The organism is Litorivita pollutaquae (assembly GCF_003205515.1).
Taxonomy (GTDB): Bacteria; Pseudomonadota; Alphaproteobacteria; order Rhodobacterales; family Rhodobacteraceae; genus Litorivita; species Litorivita pollutaquae.
In genome coordinates, this window is sequence record NZ_KZ826481.1 from 375,245 (window position 1) to 395,323 (window position 20,079).

Here is a 20,079-nt window from a genome sequence, read left to right on the forward strand (position 1 = left end):
CGGGCGTTACTTGCCCATTTTCGACAGCTGCTCTTGAAGCGCGGCCAACTGTTGTTTGATCTGGTCCAGATCCTCATCGCCCTTCGCTGGCGCGGCTGTTTGTGGCGCGTCGGTTGGTCCGTCCTCCGCCGGTCCCGAGGGCCATTGCACCCCGCCGCCGGTCATCGCCTTCAAAAAGGCAGCCTGTTGGGCTTGCAATGCTTCGAAACCCGGCAGTTTTGCCATCGGGTTCATCGACGACATATTCTCCATCAATTTGGATTGCCCGCCATTGAGCATTTCGAAGGAAGCTTGCAGAAAATCGGGCACGATGGAGCCGGCTTGCGAGGTATAGCTGCGCACCAGATCATTGAGCACGCCAAGCGGCAAAACGCTTTCGCCGCGGCTTTCGTGTTCGGCGATGATTTGCAACAGATATTGCCGCGTCAGATCATCACCCGATTTCAGATCAACAATCTGCACATCCCGCCCCGCACGGATAAACCCCGCGATATCTTCAAGCGTGACGTAATCGCTGGTCTCGGTGTTATACAAACGGCGGCTTGCGTAGCGTTTGATAAGCAGGTGTTTTGTATTGTCGGTCATGGGCATCCCTCCCCCATTGAGCATTGCTGCACCGCAGCTTAGGCCACAGTTTTACAAAAAGAAAGAGCGAGCCGTGCGGGGCTCGCTCTTAGGGATATACGTCGGTTAGGGAGGAGGAGAAAACCGGCGCAGATCGCATGCCGTGAATGGTTTATTTCGCGGTCGCTTTTTTGGCAGCAGCAGTCGCGTCTTTGGTCGCCTTTTGAACAACAGCCGATGCTTCGTCGGTCATGTCTTTTCCAGCAGCCATCATCAATTCCATTGTGTCCACTTGGACTTTCTTGGCGATCTCGGCGAAAGCAGCCATGTTTTCAGCAGCTGTTTCGGCAGTGGCCGACGCAAAATCGGTCATCGATTTGGCGTAATCGGCAGGGTCTGCCTTGGCTTTGGTCATGGTTTGCAATTTCGCCAGATAATCCTGGGTCCATTTGGTCGACAAAGCTGTGGATTTATCCGCCGCTTCGAGTGCAACAGCCGAGAGCTTCTCGCTCAGACCGGCTTGGGTTTTGAACGCATCATCCATGGAAGACATATCAACCGGGAACGCGCCCATCATGTCTTTGAACATCGTTGTGAAATCTTGTGTCTTAGCCATTGTGCAAATCCTTTGCTTCGCTTGGTGCATCCGTTGGGAGAACCCCAATTTCTGCGCTTGCATAGAATATACATGCCGCAGCGCAGCAAATCAAGTGATTTCGCTGCGCTGCGGCGAACAATTCGGAAAGGTATGGAAAATCAGACCTTTGGCACGGCGCTCACATACTCCCCAGGGGCATCGCAAAGCACCGGATGGGTCGAATCACCCGGCGTGCGGGCCGGAACCATCTTACCCGAACGCTTCTTGAGCCAGCGTTCCCACCGTGGCCACCACGATCCCGTGTTGAGCCGCGCGGCGGCTTGCCATTCCTGCGCGGTGCCGCTCAAATCGTCGTTTGTATAGTGGCCATATTTGTCTTTGGTCGGAGGATTGATGATGCCGGCGACATGGCCCGCTTCCGAAACCACAAAGGTCTTATTCTTTGAGCCCATTTGCTGCACACCGCGATAGCAATCTTTCCACGCGGCGATATGGTCGTTCTCGCAGGTGACGGCAAAAAGCGGCACATCAACATCGCTCAGGTGCAATCGCTCGCCAAGCAGGTCGAACCCGCCGTCGGCAAATTCGTTGCGTTGGCACAGGCCGCGCAGATATTGCTTGGCCATTTTCGCCGGAAGGTTGGCACCATCCCCGTTCCAATAAAGCAAATCGAACGCCGGCGGAGTTTCGCCCAACATGTAGCTTCGGATCGCGGGGGTGTAGATCAAATCATTGGAGCGCAGGAAGCTAAAGGTGCGCGCCATGATAAAGCTGCGCAACACGCCGATTCGATCAACCTCCACCTCGATCCCGTCAATGAAATCGTTTTGCAAGAAAGGCGTGAATTCGCCCTGCTCCGAGAAATCGGTCAGCGCGGTAAAGAAGGTCGCGGATTTGATCGAGGTGTCGCCGCGCGCCTTCAGCAGCGCTAGCGTCAAGCTGAGCGTCGTGCCGGCGATGCAATAGCCGACCACATTGACCTGCTTCTGGCCGGTGATCTGTTTCACCTCGCGCAGCGCCGCCAGATAGCCATCCTCGACATAGTCTTCCATACCGACATCGCGGTAGGCGGCGTCGGGGTTCACCCATGAGACCACAAACAGCGTGTAGCCTTGATCGACGATCCATTTGATCAGGCTGTTTTGTGCCTTAAGGTCCATGATATAAAATTTGTTGATCCAGGGCGGAAAAATGATCAACGGCGTGGCATGCACCTCGTCTGTGGTCGGCGTATATTGGATCAACTCCATCATCCGGTTGCGAAACACGACCTTGCCCGGCGTCGCACCGATGTTGCGGCCCAATTCAAACGCCTTGTTGTCGGACAATCTGACCAGAAATTCGCCGCCGTTGGCCTCAAGATCTGCCACGAGGTTTTCAAGACCGTCGATCAAAGATTGCCCTTCGGTCTCCACCGCCTTTTGCAACGCATCGGGATTGGTGCCCAGGAAATTGGTTGGCGCCATCATGTCGCTGATCTGGCGGGCGAAGTAGCGCAATTTGCGGCGCTCTGTCTCATCCAGCCCCTCGGTATCCTCAACCGCTTGCTCGATTGCTGCTTTGTTCAGCATGAATTGCTGTTTAACGTAATTGAAATAGGGATGCGTATCCCAAAGCGGGTTGGAAAACCGTTTGTCTGACGGGCCACGATCCTTGGGGGGTTCGAGTTTTCCCCGCGCCAGCGCCTGTTGCGCATCAAGGTAATGTTTGACCGATTTGCCCCAATATTCGAGTTGATGCTCGAATATTTTCGCCGGATCCTGGGCCATTTGGTGCCAATACGCCCCAATCGCCGAGGTGAAAATTTCCGGATCCGGGGCATTCAACGCCTCATTTGCCGGTTTTCGTTGGGAAAATACACTTACAAGGCGCTGCGAAAGCTCCTCGATTCGTGCCAGATTCGCCTCCATCGCTGCGGAAACGCCCTCTTCAACCGTCTCTGTAGTTGTCATCTTAACGAATCCCCCCTAAATTGCTGCTATGCAGCATTGCGTATGTACGCACTCCCCGTGCGCGCGCCGCCTTTGCTGTAAGGGGCTGACCCCCTGTACAGGAGAAACAACATGCGCTTTATGGCATCATACGACTTGATGGAGACAGTTCGCAACACTCAGCAATGGCTCGGCGCCTCAGCAAAGGCAATGGCGTCTTACCCGGCACTGTCTGTGGTTCCAAATCCGGCGATGGAATGGATGGCCGCTTGGGGCGAAGTCACCGAGCGCAGTTTTGAACGTATGATCGTCAAACCCGATTGGGGCATCCCGCATTTCACCGGCGAAGATGGCAGGGACCATCTGGTGTCGGTCGAAACCGTGGTCGAGCGCCCCTTTGGCGATTTGATCCATTTCAACATCCAAGGACGCAAACCCCAGTCGCGCAAAATTTTGCTGGTCGCGCCAATGTCTGGCCATTATGCGACGCTGCTGCGCTCGACGGTGCAATCCTTGCTTCCCGATTGCGAACTCTACGTGACGGATTGGCACAACGCCCGTGACATCCCCGTTTCCGAAGGCAAATTCGACGTCGAGGATTATACGCTGTATCTGGTGGATTTCATGCGCCATCTCGGCCCCGACATCCATGTGATCGCCGTATGCCAACCCGTGCCCTTGGCCTTGGCTGCGACCGCCTATCTGGCGGATGAAGATCCCGATGCACAACCGCGCTCGTTGACCTTGATCGGCGGACCGGTTGATCCCGATGCCAATGCCACCGAGGTTACCGATTTCGGCAATCGCGTCACCATGGGCCAGCTCGAAGAACTCATGATCCAGCGCGTCGGCTTTAAATACAAAGGCGTCGGCCGTCAGGTCTACCCCGGTCTTTTGCAGCTCAACTCCTTCATCTCGATGAATATGGAAAACCACGCAAAAGCCTTCAAAAAACAGATTTCCCGCGTCATGCGCGCCGAGGCATCGGATCATGATTCCCACAATAAGTTTTACGACGAATATCTCGCCGTGATGGATATGACCGCCGAGTTTTACCTTTCGACCGTCGAGCGGATTTTCAAAAATGGCGACATCGCCAAAAACCGATTTGTCGTCGATGGCAAGTTGGTCGATATGGGAGCAATCACCCAAGTGGCGGTCAAAACCGTGGAGGGCGCGAATGATGACATCTCTGCGCCGGGGCAATGTATCGCGGCGCTCGACCTGTGCTCTGGCCTACCGGACGATATGAAGGCCAGCCACGTCGAACCGGGCGCGGGCCATTACGGTATTTTTGCCGGGTCGAGCTGGCGCAACAACATCCGTCCTCTGGTGCTTGATTTCATCGACGCCAATAGCAAACCGCGCAAGGCCAAAGCCGCCCCCGCCAAGACAGAACTTAAAGCCGTCTAAGCCCCCTGTCAGACAGCCCGCAGGTGCAGGCGTAGGCAGGATCAGACAGCACACGCAAAAGATGCCACATGAAAATAAAGCCGCAGCCTCACCGCTGCGGCTTTGTCATGCCGAGGGTCTATCGGGCCAGAGTTTCGACGGTTTGGGCCGCACTGCGCACCGACCGACGGTCAGTGAGCGCGCCGCTCATTGGGGCGCAGATCACTGCAAGACAAAGGGCTGCTTCATCCATGTGCGCAGGGCGTCCGTGGTCTCGTCGGGGCGTTCCAACGTGGGCAAATGTCCGGCCCGATCCACCACATGCAATTTGGCATAGGGGATCAATTCCGCCATGAAACTGTGCCGTTTCACCGGCGTCAGCGTGTCATATTCTCCGCACAAAACCAGCGCCGGCACCTTACAGCGGCGCAGCACCGGTTGTTGGTCGCGGCGCCGTTGCAAGGCACGGACCTGGCGCACGAAAACCTCCGGCCCCAGATCCCGCGCCATTTGATAGGCCAGCTCCAGCACTTCCTCGCGGTGCTGCCCGTCCGCCAGATATTCAGGACGCATGACTTGGGTCATAACGTCTTCGAAACGCCCAGCGCGGGCCGAGATGATCATCGGTTCATATAATGTGGCCGATTGCGGGGTTTCGGCCAGAGGGTTGGTATCCATCAAGGCGATCCGCGTGATCCGGTCCGGTGCGCGGCGCAGCAATTCCATCGCCACGATCCCGCCCATCGACAGGCCCGCCAACGCGAATTTAAGCGGCAGTTGATCCAAAAGCCCCGACGCGATCTCTTCGATCCGTTCGCCGCGGGTAATCGGCGCAACCATGACGGCAAATTCAGAACTCAATTCGGCGATCTGTGGCCCGAACAGCCGCGCATCGCAGAGCATTCCCGGAATAAAAACAAGAGGTTCGTTCATATCGCCCCAACACCTTCCCTGTCAGCGCTGTCCCGCGCCTGTTTGCGATGATCGGCGCAAAAGACGCGTCCGGTACTAAAATTTCGCGGCGCCAATCGCATCGCGCCACGGCGCAGATTGACACAGACGCCGCCAACGTCAACCGCGATATTGCCGCAGGCCCCGCCCTAGGGAAAGGCGATGCCGCGCAATGGCGGAAAATCGCTATAGCGCGCGGCGCGTGTTGCGGCCTCTTCCTGCGGTGACTGCCCGCTTCGCAGCAAGGCCCCCTTGGGCGCGATATAGGAGTGGATCGCGCGGCGCGGCGTGGGGCGCCAAATCAAATTAAACGCCGCCAGTTTGGGGAAAAACTGCATTTCGGAATAGGGCAGATGATCATGCACCCACCACGCCAGATCGCGCCAATCGCGGCCTTGATCATATTGATCCGCAAACCACGGAATCACGATGGAAGCCCCTGCGATGCGGTCCTCCCCGCGCCCCCGATCCCAGATATGGCATTCCATCGGGTGATCATTGCGCGCACAAGACAGGCCATTCTCATTGCCAAAGGCATTCAGCGCAGGCGCGCGATAACCTGACCGGATCGCGATACGTCCAAAGGTGTCCTCCAATGGATCAAGCAGGGTTTGGCAAAACTGTTCCCCCACCTCGATCACCAAATCGGGGGTCTCGGGTATATTGGGAATGCCGTAATAGCTGCCGATCTCTGAGTGCAAAAAATCGCGCAGGTAAAAATGTTTCGACAAGCGCACGCGGCCGAGAGTTTCAAGGCCGCGCATGCTGGCCGGTTTGCGTCTCATCCAGCCGGCGCTTCGGCGTCGCCGTATCCGTTCCACCGGAACGCGCCCTCCGCCGACAAGGGCGAGAACGGGTTATGCGCCACCTCCCAAATATGGCCTTCGGGATCGGCGAAATACCCGACATGGCCGCCCCAGAAAACATCATGCGCGGGTTTGAGCACCTTGCCCCCTGCAGCTTCGGCCGCAGCCAGAACCGGAGCGACATCGTCGCGGCCGCGCACGTTATAGCCATAAGTCGCGGCGCCGTGGCCAAGCATATCCACCGGCACACCGATATCTTTGGCCAGCATCTCCAACGGATAAAGCCCCAAGGTCGCGCCGATCAGGTCATAGGCCACGACCCCGTCGGGGATTTCGGCACGTTGCCATCCCATCGCGTCATAAAAAGCCGCAGCAGCAGCGGGATCACGCACCCCGAGGGTGATCAATGATATGCGTTGTTCCATGGCGGCTTTGCTCATTTCCGTCTCCTGTCTGGCGTTACGGGTCCTTCAACCGGCGGCGCGCGTCACCCGCGCCGTCACCTTGTTCACCGAGGCTTCGATCAAAGCCAGACACTCCGGATCCGAGAACCGGTGATCCGCGCCTTTGACAAGGGTCAAGCGAATGTCTGTCCCCTCCACATGCTCCAAAAGACGCAAGGCAACGGATTGGTCCACGTCCTCGTCCGCCGTACCTTGCAACATCCGCACCGGAAACGGCAAGACAAGGGGATCGCGCAACACCAAATGGTTGCGCCCGTCTTCGATCAACCGCTTGGTGATAACATAGGGGTCGCCATATTCCGACGGCAGCGCCACGCGCCCGTCGCGCTGCAACGCCGCACGCTGCGCCGAGTCAAATCCGGCCCACATACTGTCTTCGGTAAAATCCGGCGCGGCGGCCACGGTGACAAGACCCGCAATGCGCGGCGCGATGCGTTTGCACATGAGCAAAGACATCCATCCGCCCATCGACGATCCGACAAGAATTTGCCGGCCGGTTGTGACGCCCTCGATAATGGCCTGCGCATCCTCGGCCCAATCCCCGATTGCACCGTCCTCAAAGGCCTCGCCGCTTTCGCCGTGACCGGAATAATCAAAGCGCAGAAAATCACGCCCAGTGCGTTCGGCCCATTCCTGTAAATGCACGGCCTTGGTGCCGCCCATATCGGATTTGAACCCGCCGAGAAAAACCACGCCGGGCGCCGCCGATGTGCCTTTGGTCTGGTGATAGGCAAGCCGGCGGCCTTTGGGACCATCGAAGAATTGCGGGGCGGGATGGGTCATCGGCTCTCTCCTGCGGGGAATTTATCGCGGTGTATTGGCGTGCAAACTGCCGCAAAGCACCGCATGAGGAAAGACCCTTTTGTCCTATTCGGCGCGGCCCACCTCGTCGAGTGTCAAGGCAAGCGCCCCACCGGCAAAAGCCATCACCGCGAAAACCGCGACCACGGCTTGCGTCCCGATCAAGGACACACCGCCACCGATCGCGCCGGCGCCCAGAAGAATTGTGCCAATGGCGGTATTGGCCACCGCGCCATAGCGCCCGCGTTTGCCTTCGGGTGCCATATCCACAAGATAAACCGACCGCCCCTGCCGCACACCGTGATAGGCGATCATCAGCGCAAACAGCGCCAGAGGCATCAACAAGGCTTCCCCCGCCAGCCCCACAAGATCAAGACCAAGCGCAGCAACAAGCGCCGCGCCCCCCGCCACACCGGACAGCATCAAGACCCAGCGCGCCGAACGGTCGGCCAAGCGCCCCCAGACATAGGAAGATAAGAATGCCGCAGCCGCAGAGGCGAGAACCATAACGCCGAGCCGCGACAAGCCTGCGGCGCCGGCCTGTTGCGCCAGAACCACCAAATAGGGCGGCGCAAGCGCCGTCGACACCAGCAACCCGCGCACCATGATGTAACGGCGCAACGGGGCACTTTCCCCCAACACCGACCAAAAGCGCAGCCCCTGAGGCGCGGATGATTGGCTTGGTGCTTCCTCAATCCGCCAAAACGTCAACGCCGCAGAAAGCCAAAGCCCCCCCGCCAAAGCGACGGCCGCAATGATCGCTGCCCGCCCTTGCAGTGCGCCAAGGATCATCAACACCGCGAACACAAAGATCAGCGCCGATGCCAACGATCCGGCCATGCCGGTCACCGCGCCGCGCCGCGATTGCGCGACCGTTTTGCCCAGCACCTCCTTATAGGCAACCGAGCTGGCGGCGCGCGCCAAGGCCAAGACCGCCAAGGCCGCGCAGATCGCAAGCCCCGCTGCCGCGCCGGTCAAAGTCATCCCCGCCAGTGCGATCATCAACGCCGCAAGCCCCTGGATCACCGATCCGGCGACCCACATTCGTTTGCGCAGCGCCATGCGCTCCAACCGGTCGGCAAGAAACAATTGCGGCAACAGCGCCCCGGCCTCGCGAATGGGCACCAAGGCGCCGGCATAGAGCGCGGGGGCCCCGAGCGTCGTCAAAAGCCAGCTGAGCACCAATTTGGGATCAATAAGCCCATCCGAAAGTTTGGTCATCGCCAAAGCCGCAACATGGCGCAACCCATTGCGCGCCTCGCCCGCATCCGGGGTCTTTTGCGGCTTGCCGGTGATGCGCTCGAAGGTGGCGATCTGAAGGGTGTCAGGCATGACGGCAGGCTCCGAATGGCGCAGCAGATCGCGCGGGCTGCGGCAATACTTATGGCATTCCCCTGACAAAGCGAGAAAGAAATGCGTCACGCGAATGCGTCATTCTGTGGCACGGCGGCGCAATGCGCCGTGCCGGTGCTTGACTTGGGTCGCGCGCGCCGCCAAATAGAGCGGACATATTACCCGCAACCGGGCGTTCAGTGGGCGCCAAACCGACGAGGAGTGCCGAAAATGGCCCAAGTCTCCCTTACCTTTCCCGATGGCAATGCACGCGAATTCCCGGCCGGCGTAACCGCCGCCGAAGTCGCCGCAAGCATTTCAAAAAGCCTGTCGAAAAAGGCAATTTCCGCGACCGTGAACGGCGCGCATTATGATCTGCAATGGCCGATTGATGCCGATGCCAGCGTCGCCATCAACACCATGGCCGACGAAGCGCCTGCGCTTGAATTGATCCGCCACGATTTGGCCCACGTCATGGCCCGCGCGGTGCAATCGCTTTGGCCCGATGTCAAAGTCACCATCGGCCCCGTCATCGAAAACGGCTGGTATTACGATTTTGACCGCGAAGAGCCATTCACCCCCGAAGACCTTGGCGCGATTGAGGCCAAGATGCGCGAGATCATCAATGCCCGCGATCCGGTCCGCACCGAGGTCTGGAGCCGCAGCGACGCCATCGCCCATTACGAAAAAACCGGCGAGCCGTATAAGGTCGAATTGGTCGGAATGATCCCCGACGACGGCCAACCGATCCGGATGTATTGGCATGGCGACTGGCAGGACCTTTGCCGCGGGCCGCATTTGCAACACACCGGCCAATTGCCCGCCGACGGGTTCAAATTGATGTCGGTGGCCGGTGCCTATTGGCGCGGCGACAGCGACCGCGCAATGCTGCAACGGATCTATGGCGTGGGGTTCAAGGATCGCAAAGACCTCAAGGCGCATTTGACCATGCTCGAAGAGGCCGCCAAACGCGACCACCGCAAGTTGGGCCGCGAGATGGATCTTTTCCACATGCAAGAAGAAGCCCCGGGGCAGATTTTCTGGCATCCGAACGGGTGGCGCATCTACACATTGCTGCAAGATTACATGCGCCGCAAACAAGACGCCGACGGCTATGTCGAGGTGAACACGCCGCAGGTGGTGAACCGCAAGTTGTGGGAAGCCTCGGGCCATTGGGACAACTACCAAGAGAACATGTTCATCGTCGAAGTGGATGAGGAACACGCCCGCGAAAAAACCATCAATGCGCTGAAGCCAATGAACTGCCCCTGCCATGTGCAAGTGTTCAATCAAGGTTTGAAATCCTACCGCGATCTGCCTTTGCGCATGGCCGAATTTGGTTCGTGCAACCGCTATGAGCCGTCGGGCGCCTTGCACGGGATCATGCGGGTGCGCGGATTTACCCAAGATGACGCGCATATTTTCTGCACCGATGCGCAGATCGAATATGAAACCAAGAAATTCATCGAATTTCTGGCCGGCATCTATGCCGATCTGGGCTTTGAGGATTGGACAATCAAACTGTCGACCCGCCCCGAAAAACGCATCGGTTCCGAAGAAAGCTGGGACCGTGTCGAGGCGGCGCTCGGCGATGCCTGTAAAGCGGCGGGTTATGATTTCGAGCTTCAAGAAGGCGAAGGCGCATTTTACGGGCCAAAGCTGGAGTTCACCCTCACCGATGCGATTGGCCGCGACTGGCAATGTGGCACGCTACAGGTTGACCCCAACCTGCCCGAACGGCTGGATGCGACCTATATCGGGCAAGACGGCGCAAAACACCGCCCCGTCATGTTGCACCGCGCGGTGCTTGGCTCGTTTGAGCGGTTCATCGGAATTTTGATCGAAAGCCATGCCGGCCGCCTGCCCTTCTGGCTCGCGCCGCGTCAGGTCGTCGTCGCGTCGATCATTTCCGAGGCTGATGAGTATGTGCAAGAGGTCGTCGCGGCATTGCGCGCCAAAGGTTTGCGGGTCGAGGCCGATATCCGCAACGAGAAGATCAACTATAAGGTCCGCGAACACAGCCTTGCCAAAGTGCCGGTGATTTTGGCCGTCGGCGCGCGCGAGGTCGAGGAACGCACCGTGACCGTCCGGCGGTTGGGCGAAAAGCAAACCTCGGTGGCACCGCTCGACGCCACGGTCGATGCACTGAGCCTTGAGGCCATTGCTCCCGATCAGGCGACGCAATAACCCGTGAGGCAGGGCGCGTTTGGCGCTCTGCCTTGTGACCACGCTCAATACGAAAAATCTTGGCGCCACGGCGAACCTGACGCCAACAAGCGTCACATTGTTGGGTATTGCCAATATATCGGATGCGCCGAAATATATTGCCGCAAAGGCCGGTGCCCGATTTTCGGGGGGAACGACGACTGCGGATCGCCCCCTGCTGGCCGCTCTGTTGCATGTGGGGTCAGCGGCCTAGTGGTACCCCGCCCGCCGCAGTACCGTGCCCCACTCACCCCGCCTATGACCCTCAATTAGAAGCCGTCAGCACGCGCGCGGCGCGTTTCATCGCGCACCTCAAATCAAGCAGCACAATCAAAGAGGCTTAAACAGACGAATTTTCTCAAAATCGCGATTTTCACTCGTCACATCTGCTTTCCATTTTCAACCAAAAACATACGAGTTATGCACCGAAAGTGGCGGTGAGATATTCCATTCCATACATATCAACAGCATGCAACTTGGCGCTACCCTGATCTTTACGACACCTGTTTTGACGTCTTACCAATGCTGCCACGGGCCGGTTTCGCGGTGATGTTGCTGCTCTCATTCCGGTCCTCGGCCACAGCACACTCGGTGATGGCCATCGCCCTGTTTGAAATCCTTTGCACATGGTGTGATGCCGCGCCCGCTGCGGTAAATTTGGACCGGTGCGCGCCTTGGTTGGTGCCGCGCGGCGGCGGGCGGTTGCCTTGGATCAGTTGATGTCAAAGCACGATCCCGCCTTTAACATCAGCAAGTTAAACCAGATCTGCCTGAACCTCGGCCCCCCATCCAAGGTAGAGCCTGCCCTTCGTTTCAATCAATGGCCGTTTCATCAAGGTCGGATGATCGGCCAGCAAGTCCAACGGCGCGCGCGCGCGTTCTGCCTCGCTCAGCCCGCGCCATGTGGTTGAGCGGGTATTGAGCAGTTTTTCGCCGAACTGCGCCAAGGCCCGCGCCATAACTTCGGGCGGCACCCCTTGGGTGCGCACATCAACCAATTCGGCATCTGGAAGTGATTTCAACGCCTTACGGCAGGTATCACAGGTCTTTAATCCATAGATTCTCATCTTCGCCCTCTCACCAATCACGCCTATTTACTAGGCGGCGGGCTGCACTGCACCCCAGTTTTTCTTGCTTTTTGCGGGGAAGATGCAAACATCAAAGCTGCCGATACGTCAACTTTGGCAGCAAAGAGGCGGTTCGGCGGTGATCGGGCCCGTTTGGCCCAAAGGACTTAAGGTAAAAGGAGACACGGACATGCCCAGTGGCACCGTGAAATGGTTTAATACAACAAAGGGTTACGGGTTCATCGAACCCGAAAGCGGCGGAAAGGACGTGTTCGTGCATATCTCTGCCGTGGAACGATCGGGGCTCACCGGATTGAGCGATAATCAAAAGGTCGAGTTCGAATTGACCGAGGGCCGCGACGGTCGGCAGATGGCGGGCGAGTTGAAACTGGTCTAAGCGCCGCAGTGCAAGCCTCCCATCAGCGCGCAAAAAAGGGCGCAGTTACTTCGGCGCCCTTTCTGAATACGTCAATCGGCATCAACACGTTATTGCGTGCGGCAGCCTTTTTCGCCCACGGGACATAGGGCGCGTTTGGCTGATTTGGCCCGGTGCACTTTGCCTGCAGGTAGGCGCATCATGGATTGGTAACTGACACTTTGGTTGGGCTGACCGCAGCAGATCACGCCATCAATACGCACGGGCTGATGACCGGCAGGGCAAAAATTGCCAAAGCGCGTTTCAGGATAGATTTTCGCATCGGCAAGCGCCGCGCCGGCCCCCAGAACAGTCAAAGCAAATGCCCCGCAGATTGCTGTTTTCAGTTTCATAATTTCAGTCCCCGACATTACATCACCGTTTTTATGGCCCAAGTAGACAGCGATTGCGCCGGCGGGTCCAGCATTTTCGCCCGCGCGGCGCGGCTTCCCCCGATAGGCATCAAAGGTCATGTCACAGCGCGGGTGATCCATAGGCCAAGCGCCGCAGAGGTGCCGGTCAGCGCCGCGCCCCACGTCAGATCCACCGCCACCATCCGCCAATCCCAGGCTTTGAGCGTGGCGAAATTGGTGAATTCATAGGTGCCATAGGCCATGGCGCCGAGGATCGCAGCGGACAGGAACACCGCGCCCAATGCGCCGCCATCGCGCAATGCGGGGGCCGAAACGAAATAGAGAACGCCGCCCACATAGGCGAGGTAGAACAGCGCCGCCGCGCCAAGGCGCAGGTCATCAAGCAGTTGATCGCCAAGGCGGGTTTCGAACAGCGGGCGCATGACGTTTTTGAGCATCACGGCATCGAGCCCGAGGAAAATAATCGCGGTGGAGATGTAGAGTATAATGAGCGGCATGTGTCTGTCCTTTTGCAAAGGATACGCGGCGCGGCGGGGTTTGGATCACATAAAACGCGCCGCCCGACCGAAGCGCCACATCATTAGGGCCGCCCCCACGGGGTGGGCGTAGAGCGCCCGCCCCGTGGGGGCGGTTCGGGCGCGGCCCGTGCGGGGCACGGGGCAGACAAGCTTGACTACTTTTTTGTCCCGCTAGGCGGTTTACCAGACGCTGCGGGTTTGTCAGCAGAACGACCGCCTTTCGAAGGACCGGACCCCGGCTTGTTCTCACCATTGTTAACGCGGAGCCTTCGTGTCGTGGTTCCTGTTTTTGGCACTCCGTTCGATGTTTTCTTATCGTCAGACAAAAAGCATACTCCTAATTATAGTAGACCAAGGGATTATCTGGCCCCAACCAAGTACCATCGCCATCCATAGGCGATGTTGGGCCTTACTAATTTTAACTTCATTCTCTCCGAAATAGGATTCCCCGTCCTCCGCATACTTCCGATAGAAAGCATCTGTGTCATTCAATTCATCATAGATCTCAAACATCGTTGGGCCATCAAAAGAAAACGTCACATCTTCGAGCCAAACAACAACCGACATGGCGTATCCGAGAGAGAGCGCAAACAGGATGACCACTAACAGCAATGGAATTGCCAACCGTGACGTGAAATCGGCGACACCACCGCTTGCCCCGCCTATGCCCACAAAAATGGTTGCGAAGAATGTACCCACAAGGCCTGTCATCGCCAACGACATTGCTGCCTGATTTCGAAGATTGGACAAATCCCCCCGTTGGGCTTCAAGCTTTGCAACCGTATGGTCAAACACCAGCTTACCGATTTCACTCATAACATCACCTATCTGTATCCCGAGCCGCAGGTCCCCCTACCCCTCAATCACCCCCATAAACTCGCGCCATTCGCGCGCGCTCATGCCGGAATTTTCCTGTGTGACCTCTTCGCCTTTGAGCATCCGGCGCAGGCTGTCCATCATTTGCACGGACATCGACACGGCGCCCATGCGGTAATCCTCGAAGGCTTTGAACGCGAAGGGCACCCAATCGGCGACCACGTTACAAATTGCATCGGCATAGACACGGATTTCGTATTGGGCGTGGGCATCGGCGCGCAGGCGCAAGAAATGCAGCAGGTTGTGCAGGTCCACCTTCCAATACCATTGGGTATAGATATTCGCCGGCAGGTTCATCCGCGCCAATTCGCGGGCCAAACCGACGCTGCCCTCTTCTTCGGAAATCAATTCGGCGTAGTGATCATAGGCGCGCGAGCTGTCCGCCTTGAGAATTTCCAAAACCTTGGCGGCATCTTCGCCCGACAATGTGTCGCCGCGGCCTTGGTTGTTGACCACCGATTGCGCCGCAAGGTGTTCGGGCGCGGGGATGTAAAATTCGCGGTCGAGGATCGAATAGCGGGCCGAGTATTCATTGACGTTGGCGGTCCGGTGGCGAATCCACTGGCGCGCGACGAAAACCGGCAATTTGACGTGCAGCTTGATTTCGCACATCTCGAAGGGCGTCGAATGCCAATGGCGCATAAGATAGCGGATCAGCCCTTCGTCGTTTTGCACCGATTTGGTGCCCTTGCCATAGCTGACGCGGGCGGCCTGACAGATCGCGGCATCGTCGCCCATGTAATCCACAACGCGCACAAACCCATGATCCAGAACCGGAATTGCGGTGTAGAGGTGCTGCTCCATCCCGGGGGATGTGGCACGTAACGTTTGGCGCGGGTTGGCGCGTTCGGCGTCGATTTCGGCTTGTTGGTCGGGCGTGACGGGCATGGGGTTGATCCTCTGTCAGTATGGCGAGTCGGAGACCACACTATATTGATTGAGAAGCGTTTGGCACCACAATATGGCGCAATGAGACGTAGAAAACGCCACAGCAACACATGTGAAAAAACCCGTCACCGCCAACATAGTGCCGTTGACTTTTTACAGCAGCGCGGGGAATTTGGGCCGAGCAGCGTGTAAAGGGCAAGTATCATGATAAAATTCGCAGGATCGCTATTGGCGGTATTGGCTGTGGCCGGTTGCGCGGCAGGCAGCGGCACCAACCCGTTTTCAACCGAATCCGAAGCAGAGATCATTGATAAAGCCGAAGAAAGCACGATCCCCGAGGAATTGGCAAATAACCTCGAGGCGGCCTCCTATTCCGAAGCAGGCGGCACGCCAACATTGCAAGTCTATACCACGCTCGATGGTGCGGCCCTGATCGACACCTATACCCGCACGCCCAGCCTTGATGTCGGCCCCTATATCGCCTTCACCAAACAGCAAACCAACCTGCAACGCCATTTCACCGGCTTTGCCAAGATCAGCGATGATCCGGACGGCACCGTGCGTGCGATGGTCGCGGGCGACGGCGGGCAATTCGGAACCTTCTATGCCGGCGGTGCCTATGAGCGCACGGGCGATTACGTCAGACCCGACAGCGGCCTCGTGTCCTACACGGGGCGCTACGTCGCGGTGACCAATTTGAGCGGCAACAGCGTCGTCTTTGGCGGTGCGGTGCCCGACGATTTGCGCGCCGATCAATCCGCCCGGCTTGAAGGCACGATCTTGATCAATGCCGATTTTAACCAGGGCATCGTCAATGGCGGCATCACTGATCGGATCTTCACTGATTACCCAACCTACGTTGGCATTCCCCGGCTGGATCTAGATGCTGCGCCGATTGATGAAAACGGCGAATTTTTCGGCACAACTTCGGTGGATCAACAAGAAAAAGGCAATTGGGGCGGTATATTTGGCGGCGATGGCGCGACGGCGGTTGCGGGCGTCGTGCAGGCCTCGAACTGGGGCGGGGATACCACGCTCGAAAACGAAGAAGAACACGGCATCTTTGTTCTCTCACGTTGCGGCGTCACCGGCGAAGGCGCGCTTTGCGCCGAAGAATAATGGCGCGCAGTCCCGCCCTCGGGCGCGCCGCAGTATTTGCGGTGGCTTTTCTATGCTTTGATATGACAGCGGCGGCGCAGGATGTCGTCAAAGCGCCGCCCGCTGCGCAACCTGTCACCGTTGACCTTGCACAGGCCCGGATGATCGGGATTGCGGCGCTGAAAGACAACCGCCCCGAGGTCGCCCGCGATATTGCCCGCGCCTTGATCGCGCGTGACACAAAGGACGGATTTGGCCATTACCTCTTGGCGGAATCTCTTGCGCGTTTGGGACAGATCACCGCAGCGCGCAGCGCGGCAGCACAGGCGTTTCGCCTTGCACCGCAAAAGGCCGACAAATTCCGCGCGGCGCAATTGGCCGCCAAACTATCGTTTGACGCAAAGCAACCGACGCGGGCGCAAATGTGGTTGCGCCGGTCCCTGCCCTATGCCCCGCATGCACAGGCGCGCGAGCAGGTGGTGCAAGATTACCGTGTGGTGCGCGCCCGCAACCCGCTGAGCTTTAACTTGCAGTTTAATGTCTCGCCCTCGTCCAACGTCAATGGCGGATCGGACGGTGAGTATTTCCTGATCGACGGCTATTATTTCGCCATCCCGTTTGCGATCAGCGCCTATGATCAGGCGCTCAAGGGGCTGACCATCAGCGCCGATCTGCAGACCTCTTACAAGTTGCGTGAGAGCGACGTCAGCGAAACACGGCTGTTTGGGGCGCTCGGCGTGACCCGCGTGGTGCTTTCGCAAGAGGCTTATGATCTGGCCGCTGCGACAGCGACACTGCTTGACGACGACATTGAGAACGCCGATTTCGGATCGACCGTGGCGCGGGCCGGGTTGCGCCACGCCTTTGCCCTGCCGGTCGGCAGCGGCCACCACAGCGCGGTGTCGTTTTCGGTCGGGCAAACATGGTATGGTGGCGCGGTCTATCAACAACTTTTGCAGGCCGGTGTCGAAACCAACTGGCGGCTTGCGCCGCGCACGCGGCTACATCTGGATTTCGCTATCGAGGAACGCCGGTTCGAAGATCGCGCCTATGGAACCACAACCAGCCGCTCCGCTTCGGCGCAAATCGAACACCGTTTAAACAGCGGCGATTTGGCCGCATTGTCCCTTAGCTACACCGCCAATGACGGCAGCAGCCGCAACGCCACCTATGACCGCGTGACCCTCTATGCCAAATACAGTTTCGACCAAGCGATCGGGCCGGCCAAGATCAGCCTCGGGCTTGGCATGGGCACCCATGACGGGCTTTACCGCAGCTTTGGCACGGTGGACCGGTCGGACCGGTCAACATTCGGCACAGTGAATTTTCTCTTTCACGACCTTGACTATGCCGGATTTGCCCCAAGTGTTAGTTTGAAGGCGCGTAAGAACCGGTCCAATGTTTCGCGCTTTGACACCACCGAAATGTCGGTGGGTTTCGGGATTGAATCCAGCTTTTGACCCACACCGGCAGGGCAAAAGCGACACCAAGAGGACGGCTATGAAAATCAAATACCTGCACACGATGGTTCGGGTGAAAGACCTTGAAAAATCCATGGCTTTTTTTGCCCTATTGGGGCTGAGGGAAACCCGCCGGATCGACAATGAAGACGGGCGGTTTTCGTTGGTGTTCATGGCACCAGACGGGCAAGAGGAATGCCCGGTCGAATTGACTTATAATTGGGATGGCGACGATGCGCTGCCCTCTGACAGCCGCCATTTCGGCCATCTGGCCTATAGCGTCGAAAACATCTACGAGATGTGCCAAAAATTGATGGATGCGGGCGTAACGATCAACCGGCCGCCGCGCGACGGGCACATGGCGTTTGTGCGCTCCCCTGACAATGTGTCGATTGAACTGCTGCAAGACGGCGAACACCTCCCGCCGCAAGAGCCATGGGCCAGTATGGAAAACACCGGTCACTGGTAAGCCACGGGGGCATAATCGCCGCGCGCGCCGGACCGCGCCACCGCCACCCTTTGGGCGGTGCACCTGCGATGGCGCATAAATCCGCCAAAAAAGAGACGGGGCGCTCCCGAATGGGGCGCCCCGAACCTGTTGCCGCCTGCAAGGCGGTCTGCTCGACATACACGGAGGATAGCCTTCGCCGCAACCAGCCCGGCAGGCCGGTCACACCGTCTATCGTCGCTTAGTAGATATAGCGGATTTGATCGCTCCAATAGCGTTCAACACGGCGCAGCGACGCGGTGATCTCGTCCAGCCCCATCGGGCCCAGAACACCATCGGCCTCCAGACCTTCGGCATGGCGCGCGAACAATTCGGACACCACCGAACGAATATAACGGCCCTTTTCCGTCAGGCGCACGCGCACCGACCGACGGTCGATTTCGCAACGTTGGTGGTGCATAAAGCCCATTTCCACCAGTTTCTTCAGGTTATAGCTGACATTCGACCCTTGGTAGTATCCGCGGCTTTTCAATTCGCCGGCGGTGACCTCATTGTCACCGATGTTGAACAGGAGCAGAGCCTGAACCGCATTGATCTCCAGAACGCCCACCCGTTCGAATTCATCCTTGATCACGTCAAGCAGCAACCGGTGAAGTCGTTCCACCAATGCAAGTGCGTCAAGATAGGCGTTCATAAAGCCTTGTTCCTCGGCCAGCCCGAGAGGTTTATTCATACTCATTTTTGTCTCCGTGCGTTGACTAGCGCCGGCGAGCGTTTGTTGGCCCATCCGTCCGTTGAACATCGACCCTGAGGCAAAACCGCCAACATTCCGTTAAACGGAGGCAAAGACGTCTAAAATACGACACACTCTTCGCAGTTTTTCAGAGATTTTGGTGAAATTAAGCTGCAAAACAGGACACCGCGCCTCATGAGACGCGGCAAAACGGGGGGAAAGAGAGGATTCGGTTGCGGGCAAACGCGGGATTCAGGCGCCGCTGGCCCCTGCGTGGGCGGCAACACGGCGCACCATCGCCTCATGCGCCTCGGGCGGGGAGACCTGCCCCGTGACCCATTGATAAAGATCCTGGTCGTTCTCGCTCAGCATAGCGTCATAAGCCGCAAGATCGTCCTCGGTCATCTTATCCAGATGCGCTTTGGCAAAGGCATCAAGGATGATGTCCATTTCTTTGATTCCCCGCCGCATCGAGCGCAGCTTCAACCGGCGCACCCGCGTGTCGCGGCTCTCATTCTCGGCGCGATACGAACCCTCGTGCAAAGCACGGGCGTGGGCGGCATCTTGCACCGCATTGGTGGCGGCTTTGCTTGCGGCAGAGGTTGCGGGGGTGGGTTTCACCTGATCACTCATCGCGCTTCATCCTTCAACGTGGCCCGCAGGGTTTTCTCCAACCGTCCCAGACGGTCGGCAGCCTGCGACAACTGTCCCTTCAAATCGCGGATCTCGGTCAGAATGGCAAGCACATCCCGGCTCAGCGCCGGATCGGTGTCCTCGGGGCCGCCCGCGCCTTCGCCGGTGATAAGCCAGACCAACGGCACATTGAGCAAACCGGCGATCATCGACAACCGGTTGGCGCGCGGCTCGGACAGGTCATTTTCCCATCCGCGCAGGGTTTTGAGCTTCACCCCGAGGCGCTTTGCCATCTCCGCCTGCGTCAACTGCGCCACCTCACGGGCACCGGCAAGCCGGTCGCCAAATGTTGTGACATCGGGGTCGAACCATGCGGAACTCACGTCTGCCGGATTATCATCGCCTGTCGATTGCGTTGGTGCGTGGCTCATATTTTCCCCGGAATTGATGGCCATAGAAGCTTTTGGCGGGATTTGCGACATGGTGCGGGCCTTCGCGCTTGATCGCCTTTGCGCCCGAGCCTAA

The 20,079-nt window shown here is 58.2% G+C and carries 22 protein-coding genes; 6 read left to right on the forward strand and 16 right to left on the reverse strand.

What is annotated here, in order from left to right; genetic code table 11:
* Positions 1–6: 6 nt before the first annotated feature.
* The 3 genes from phaR to DI396_RS01755 all read right to left on the reverse strand — a co-directional run bounded on the left by phaR (position 7) and on the right by DI396_RS01755 (position 3,114).
* On the reverse strand, positions 7–585 hold the full coding sequence (phaR, locus tag DI396_RS01745; protein ID WP_110794826.1) for a polyhydroxyalkanoate synthesis repressor PhaR: 579 nt from the start codon (positions 583–585) through the stop codon (positions 7–9).
* Positions 586–736: 151 nt separating this feature from the next.
* Positions 737–1,180 carry a phasin family protein gene (locus DI396_RS01750; RefSeq protein WP_110794827.1) on the reverse strand — a complete coding sequence of 148 codons (444 nt, stop codon included), beginning with the start codon at positions 1,178–1,180 and terminating at the stop codon, positions 737–739.
* 140 nt (positions 1,181–1,320) lie between these two features.
* Positions 1,321–3,114 (reverse strand): PHA/PHB synthase family protein, encoded by a 1,794-nt coding sequence (locus tag DI396_RS01755; protein WP_110794422.1) that lies wholly within the window; start codon positions 3,112–3,114, stop codon positions 1,321–1,323.
* 111 nt (positions 3,115–3,225) lie between these two features.
* On the opposite strand from DI396_RS01755, the gene phaZ reads away from it, so the two are divergent.
* On the forward strand, positions 3,226–4,506 hold the full coding sequence (phaZ, locus tag DI396_RS01760; protein WP_110794423.1) for a polyhydroxyalkanoate depolymerase: 1,281 nt from the start codon (positions 3,226–3,228) through the stop codon (positions 4,504–4,506).
* A 201-nt stretch (positions 4,507–4,707) separates the two neighbouring features.
* Here the strand turns inward: phaZ and DI396_RS01765 are convergent, their stop codons facing one another.
* The 5 genes from DI396_RS01765 to DI396_RS01785 form a co-directional block, all read right to left on the reverse strand.
* On the reverse strand, positions 4,708–5,418 hold the full coding sequence (locus DI396_RS01765) for an alpha/beta fold hydrolase (protein WP_110794424.1): 711 nt from the start codon (positions 5,416–5,418) through the stop codon (positions 4,708–4,710).
* Positions 5,419–5,585: 167 nt separating this feature from the next.
* Entirely contained in the window at positions 5,586–6,200 is a 615-nt protein-coding gene (locus DI396_RS01770) for a hypothetical protein (RefSeq protein ID WP_110794425.1), read from the reverse strand.
* 17 nt (positions 6,201–6,217) lie between these two features.
* Positions 6,218–6,667, reverse strand: coding sequence for a VOC family protein (locus DI396_RS01775; RefSeq protein WP_110794426.1), 450 nt, complete (start codon positions 6,665–6,667; stop codon positions 6,218–6,220).
* A gap of 45 nt (positions 6,668–6,712) precedes the next feature.
* Positions 6,713–7,489, reverse strand: coding sequence for an alpha/beta hydrolase (locus DI396_RS01780; protein WP_110794427.1), 777 nt, complete (start codon positions 7,487–7,489; stop codon positions 6,713–6,715).
* Between the two features lie 84 nt (positions 7,490–7,573).
* A complete protein-coding gene (locus tag DI396_RS01785) occupies positions 7,574–8,839 on the reverse strand; it encodes an MFS transporter (RefSeq protein ID WP_110794828.1) in 1,266 nt (421 codons plus the stop codon).
* Between the two features lie 231 nt (positions 8,840–9,070).
* On the opposite strand from DI396_RS01785, the gene thrS reads away from it, so the two are divergent.
* Positions 9,071–11,026 (forward strand): threonine--tRNA ligase, encoded by a 1,956-nt coding sequence (gene thrS, locus DI396_RS01790; protein ID WP_110794428.1) that lies wholly within the window; start codon positions 9,071–9,073, stop codon positions 11,024–11,026.
* 773 nt (positions 11,027–11,799) lie between these two features.
* Here thrS and DI396_RS01805 read toward each other — a convergent pair.
* Positions 11,800–12,111, reverse strand: a complete 312-nt coding sequence (locus tag DI396_RS01805) for an ArsC/Spx/MgsR family protein (RefSeq protein WP_110794431.1) — start codon at positions 12,109–12,111, stop codon at positions 11,800–11,802.
* Between the two features lie 190 nt (positions 12,112–12,301).
* Between DI396_RS01805 and DI396_RS01810 the strand changes: the two genes are divergently transcribed.
* Complete coding sequence (locus tag DI396_RS01810; protein ID WP_110794829.1) at positions 12,302–12,508, forward strand: cold-shock protein; 207 nt, start codon at positions 12,302–12,304, stop codon at positions 12,506–12,508.
* An 89-nt stretch (positions 12,509–12,597) separates the two neighbouring features.
* Here DI396_RS01810 and DI396_RS01815 read toward each other — a convergent pair whose 3' ends face one another.
* The 4 genes from DI396_RS01815 to thyX form a co-directional block, all read right to left on the reverse strand.
* A complete protein-coding gene (locus DI396_RS01815) occupies positions 12,598–12,879 on the reverse strand; it encodes a hypothetical protein (protein ID WP_235851700.1) in 282 nt (93 codons plus the stop codon).
* A 116-nt stretch (positions 12,880–12,995) separates the two neighbouring features.
* Positions 12,996–13,397 (reverse strand): DUF2177 family protein, encoded by a 402-nt coding sequence (locus tag DI396_RS01820; protein ID WP_110794432.1) that lies wholly within the window; start codon positions 13,395–13,397, stop codon positions 12,996–12,998.
* A 339-nt stretch (positions 13,398–13,736) separates the two neighbouring features.
* Positions 13,737–14,234, reverse strand: coding sequence for a hypothetical protein (locus tag DI396_RS01825; RefSeq protein ID WP_110794433.1), 498 nt, complete (start codon positions 14,232–14,234; stop codon positions 13,737–13,739).
* A 36-nt stretch (positions 14,235–14,270) separates the two neighbouring features.
* Positions 14,271–15,182, reverse strand: a complete 912-nt coding sequence (thyX, locus tag DI396_RS01830) for an FAD-dependent thymidylate synthase (protein WP_110794434.1) — start codon at positions 15,180–15,182, stop codon at positions 14,271–14,273.
* Positions 15,183–15,386: 204 nt separating this feature from the next.
* On the opposite strand from thyX, the gene DI396_RS01835 reads away from it, so the two are divergent.
* The 3 genes from DI396_RS01835 to DI396_RS01845 are packed head-to-tail and all read left to right on the forward strand — an operon-like array spanning position 15,387 to position 18,209.
* Positions 15,387–16,301, forward strand: coding sequence for a hypothetical protein (locus DI396_RS01835; RefSeq protein WP_110794435.1), 915 nt, complete (start codon positions 15,387–15,389; stop codon positions 16,299–16,301).
* The gene (locus DI396_RS01840; protein ID WP_110794436.1) at positions 16,301–17,740 is read left to right on the forward strand and encodes a surface lipoprotein assembly modifier; all 1,440 of its coding nucleotides are present in this window, start codon (positions 16,301–16,303) and stop codon (positions 17,738–17,740) included. The genes DI396_RS01835 and DI396_RS01840 overlap by 1 nt, the downstream gene beginning before the upstream one ends.
* A gap of 40 nt (positions 17,741–17,780) precedes the next feature.
* Positions 17,781–18,209 (forward strand): VOC family protein, encoded by a 429-nt coding sequence (locus tag DI396_RS01845; protein WP_110794437.1) that lies wholly within the window; start codon positions 17,781–17,783, stop codon positions 18,207–18,209.
* Positions 18,210–18,429: 220 nt separating this feature from the next.
* On the opposite strand, the gene DI396_RS01850 is transcribed toward DI396_RS01845, so the two are convergent.
* From DI396_RS01850 to DI396_RS01860, 3 genes are all read right to left on the reverse strand, one after another.
* Positions 18,430–18,927 (reverse strand): MarR family winged helix-turn-helix transcriptional regulator, encoded by a 498-nt coding sequence (locus DI396_RS01850; RefSeq protein ID WP_204362774.1) that lies wholly within the window; start codon positions 18,925–18,927, stop codon positions 18,430–18,432.
* Positions 18,928–19,173: 246 nt separating this feature from the next.
* On the reverse strand, positions 19,174–19,554 hold the full coding sequence (locus tag DI396_RS16670; protein WP_110794439.1) for a succinate dehydrogenase assembly factor 2: 381 nt from the start codon (positions 19,552–19,554) through the stop codon (positions 19,174–19,176).
* Positions 19,551–19,985 carry a helix-turn-helix domain-containing protein gene (locus DI396_RS01860; protein ID WP_110794831.1) on the reverse strand — a complete coding sequence of 145 codons (435 nt, stop codon included), beginning with the start codon at positions 19,983–19,985 and terminating at the stop codon, positions 19,551–19,553. The genes DI396_RS16670 and DI396_RS01860 overlap by 4 nt, the downstream gene beginning before the upstream one ends.
* Positions 19,986–20,079: the final 94 nt, after the last annotated feature.

Coding starts and splice junctions, on each gene's coding strand:
- phaR (WP_110794826.1), bottom strand. CDS start 585: ATGACCGACAATACAAAACACCTGCTTATCAAACGCTACGCAAGCCGC.
- DI396_RS01750 (WP_110794827.1), bottom strand. CDS start 1,180: ATGGCTAAGACACAAGATTTCACAACGATGTTCAAAGACATGATGGGC.
- DI396_RS01755 (WP_110794422.1), bottom strand. CDS start 3,114: ATGACAACTACAGAGACGGTTGAAGAGGGCGTTTCCGCAGCGATGGAG.
- phaZ (WP_110794423.1), top strand. CDS start 3,226: ATGCGCTTTATGGCATCATACGACTTGATGGAGACAGTTCGCAACACT.
- DI396_RS01765 (WP_110794424.1), bottom strand. CDS start 5,418: ATGAACGAACCTCTTGTTTTTATTCCGGGAATGCTCTGCGATGCGCGG.
- DI396_RS01770 (WP_110794425.1), bottom strand. CDS start 6,200: ATGCGCGGCCTTGAAACTCTCGGCCGCGTGCGCTTGTCGAAACATTTT.
- DI396_RS01775 (WP_110794426.1), bottom strand. CDS start 6,667: ATGGAACAACGCATATCATTGATCACCCTCGGGGTGCGTGATCCCGCT.
- DI396_RS01780 (WP_110794427.1), bottom strand. CDS start 7,489: ATGACCCATCCCGCCCCGCAATTCTTCGATGGTCCCAAAGGCCGCCGG.
- DI396_RS01785 (WP_110794828.1), bottom strand. CDS start 8,839: ATGCCTGACACCCTTCAGATCGCCACCTTCGAGCGCATCACCGGCAAG.
- thrS (WP_110794428.1), top strand. CDS start 9,071: ATGGCCCAAGTCTCCCTTACCTTTCCCGATGGCAATGCACGCGAATTC.
- DI396_RS01805 (WP_110794431.1), bottom strand. CDS start 12,111: ATGAGAATCTATGGATTAAAGACCTGTGATACCTGCCGTAAGGCGTTG.
- DI396_RS01810 (WP_110794829.1), top strand. CDS start 12,302: ATGCCCAGTGGCACCGTGAAATGGTTTAATACAACAAAGGGTTACGGG.
- DI396_RS01815 (WP_235851700.1), bottom strand. CDS start 12,879: ATGAAACTGAAAACAGCAATCTGCGGGGCATTTGCTTTGACTGTTCTG.
- DI396_RS01820 (WP_110794432.1), bottom strand. CDS start 13,397: ATGCCGCTCATTATACTCTACATCTCCACCGCGATTATTTTCCTCGGG.
- DI396_RS01825 (WP_110794433.1), bottom strand. CDS start 14,234: ATGAGTGAAATCGGTAAGCTGGTGTTTGACCATACGGTTGCAAAGCTT.
- thyX (WP_110794434.1), bottom strand. CDS start 15,182: ATGCCCGTCACGCCCGACCAACAAGCCGAAATCGACGCCGAACGCGCC.
- DI396_RS01835 (WP_110794435.1), top strand. CDS start 15,387: ATGATAAAATTCGCAGGATCGCTATTGGCGGTATTGGCTGTGGCCGGT.
- DI396_RS01840 (WP_110794436.1), top strand. CDS start 16,301: ATGGCGCGCAGTCCCGCCCTCGGGCGCGCCGCAGTATTTGCGGTGGCT.
- DI396_RS01845 (WP_110794437.1), top strand. CDS start 17,781: ATGAAAATCAAATACCTGCACACGATGGTTCGGGTGAAAGACCTTGAA.
- DI396_RS01850 (WP_204362774.1), bottom strand. CDS start 18,927: ATGAGTATGAATAAACCTCTCGGGCTGGCCGAGGAACAAGGCTTTATG.
- DI396_RS16670 (WP_110794439.1), bottom strand. CDS start 19,554: ATGAGTGATCAGGTGAAACCCACCCCCGCAACCTCTGCCGCAAGCAAA.
- DI396_RS01860 (WP_110794831.1), bottom strand. CDS start 19,985: ATGAGCCACGCACCAACGCAATCGACAGGCGATGATAATCCGGCAGAC.